Genomic DNA, 2,489 nt, shown 5'->3' with positions numbered 1-2,489 from the left:
ACATCACCCCCGCCATTCACACCCCCCGCACCCGACCACAACACGCCCCCGAGCGGAGCCCAATGCGGGCCCAAGTGAACAACAAGCGGTCGCAGAACGGCACTTGAACGGGTGCCAATCAGTAACAGATGCGACGTAATCGATGATTTTAGCAACTGGGTGTAGCAGTGCCTGCACGAAGCGTTATTCTCCTCAGACGCAAACCGGTACCCCTCCGTCGCTACGACGGGTGAACGGTCCCGTACTGCACGTGATGGAAGCTCTGCCTCTGGGAGTCCCGTGTACCCACACGTCGGGGTTGACGCCTCGGGCCTGGCTACGCTGCGCGCAACGGTCCAAGACATGTTGCGCGGCTTCGTCCCCACCGCGTACGCCGCACCCGCGCTCGCCGTTCCCGCTACCCCCGTCGGCCCGTGCTACGCGCTCGCCGACACCACCGCGGTGGTCAGCAGACGAGGCCGCACCGGCTCGACCGCCACCACCGCCCGCCGCCCTGCCGCGGACAGCGACAGCGCACGCATGATGGACCTCGTGGAGCGCGCCCAGGCCGGCGAGGCCGACGCGTTCGGACGGCTGTACGACCAGTACAGCGACACCGTGTACCGCTACATCTACTACCGCGTGGGCGGCAAGGCGACCGCCGAGGACCTCACGAGCGAGACCTTTCTGCGCGCCCTGCGCCGGATCGGGACCTTCACCTGGCAGGGCCGAGACTTCGGCGCCTGGCTCGTGACGATCGCCCGCAACCTCGTCGCCGACCACTTCAAGTCCAGCCGTTTCCGCCTCGAGGTCACCACCGGGGAGATGCTCGACGCCAACGAGGTCGAGCGCTCCCCCGAGGACTCCGTCCTGGAGTCCCTGTCCAACGCCGCGCTCCTCGACGCCGTCCGACGCCTCAACCCTCAGCAGCAGGAGTGCGTCACTCTCCGCTTCCTCCAGGGCCTGTCCGTGGCCGAGACGGCCCGCGTGATGGGCAAGAACGAGGGCGCGATCAAGACCCTCCAGTACCGCGCCGTCCGCACCCTCGCGCGGCTCCTGCCGGAAGACGCCCGCTGAGCGCTCCCGGTACGTACGCTCAGCGACTCCCAACTCACCTTCCGTAAACGACCGTTGCCTTCTCAGACCGATCATCCGTCGTCCGTAACCCAACTGCTGCGCCGCTCGTTGTGCGGGATGCAGGCTCCCTGTGGTCACGCCTTGGCCCACTTCGATCACTCGATCGTGTGGAAGTGGTCGGGGCGTGCAACCCTCAGGACCCCCTGGGGAGTCGACCGTCATGACGAGAGGAGGTGCCGCCAGTGATCGCGAACGTATCGGCGCACCGGCGGGCGAACGCCTTCGCCCAGGCTCTGGAGGAGCTGCCCGACCGGGCCACGGTGGCCGAGCAGCCCGAAGGGCAGGCCTCGGCCGCTGCGGGACGGACCGAGCAGGGCCGTTTGTTGGCCTTCGCGACCGGTCTCGGCGAGCTGCCCAAGCCGGAGCTCGACCCCGAGGTCAAGGTCGTCCAGCGGGCCCAGCTCGTGGCCGCGATGGAGGCCATGCTGCAGGAGGGCACGGCTTCGGGAGGCGAGGCGGCAGATCCCTTGGTGCCCAGTCAAAAGGGGAGCGGAGCGACTTCCGCAGAAGGGCGGTGGTGGGAGACGGGCGGGCGCGCGGGGCGGAGGCGTGGCACTCACCGGGCGAGCCCGCTGGGGAAGCTGCGACCACGGTCACGGCTGACCAAGGGGCTCGCCGCGGGCGGGCTCGGCGTCGGTGTGGCCGCGGGGGCCTTCGGCGGTGTCGCCGCCGCCAGTTCGGACGCCCTGCCCGGTGACTCGCTGTACGGCCTGAAGCGCGGCATCGAGGACTTCAAGCTGACCTGGGCCGACGACAACACGGACCGCGGCGAGCTCTACCTCGACCAGGCGTCCACCCGGCTCAGCGAAGCCCGCCGGCTCATGGAGCGCGACCGCGGCGGCACGCTCGACCACGAGTCCCTCGGCGAGATCCGACGCGCCCTCACGGGCATGCGGCACGACGCGTCGGAGGGCCACCGCCTGCTGCACGAGGCGTACGAGCGGGATCCCGGCTCCCTGGGCCCCATCCAGACCCTCTCCGCCTTCTCACGTTCCCACCGCGAGGCCTGGGGAGCGCTGCGTGACCGGCTCCCCGTGCAGCTCGGGGACGTCAGTCAGCAGGTGTCGTCGGTGTTCGACGCCATAGACGAAGAGGTCGCCCCGCTCCAGTCACTTCTGCCACAGCCCCCGGCCCAGCCCGGCGGCGGCAAGAAGCGCGGCACCGGCCCGGGCGCCACCGGCTCCGCGGGCACCGACCGGCCGGCCCCCAGCGCCACCGACAGCGGCTCCTCGGGCCGCAGCCCGAGCAGCGGCAAACCGCAGCCGTCCAGCTCGGGCAGCAGCACCGACGGCCTGCTCGGCGGCAACACGGGCGGCCTGCTGGACCCGCCCAAGGACAGCCAGAGCAGTTCGTCCCCGTCCCCCGGCAAGAGC

General features: G+C 70.5%; 2 protein-coding genes. Both read left to right on the top strand.

The window, feature by feature from the left end:
• Positions 1–279: 279 nt before the first annotated feature.
• The gene (locus FNH08_RS48780) at positions 280–1,056 is read left to right on the top strand and encodes an ECF subfamily RNA polymerase sigma factor, BldN family (protein WP_322726632.1); all 777 of its coding nucleotides are present in this window, start codon (positions 280–282) and stop codon (positions 1,054–1,056) included.
• Between the two features lie 242 nt (positions 1,057–1,298).
• Positions 1,299–2,489 (top strand): DUF5667 domain-containing protein (locus tag FNH08_RS48775; protein ID WP_322726631.1); only part of this gene is annotated, 1,191 nt, incomplete at its 3' end.

This window comes from Streptomyces spongiae (genome assembly GCF_009377185.1).
Classification (GTDB): domain Bacteria; phylum Actinomycetota; class Actinomycetes; order Streptomycetales; family Streptomycetaceae; genus Streptomyces; species Streptomyces spongiae.
This window is presented reverse-complemented; position numbering and strand designations above follow the sequence as displayed.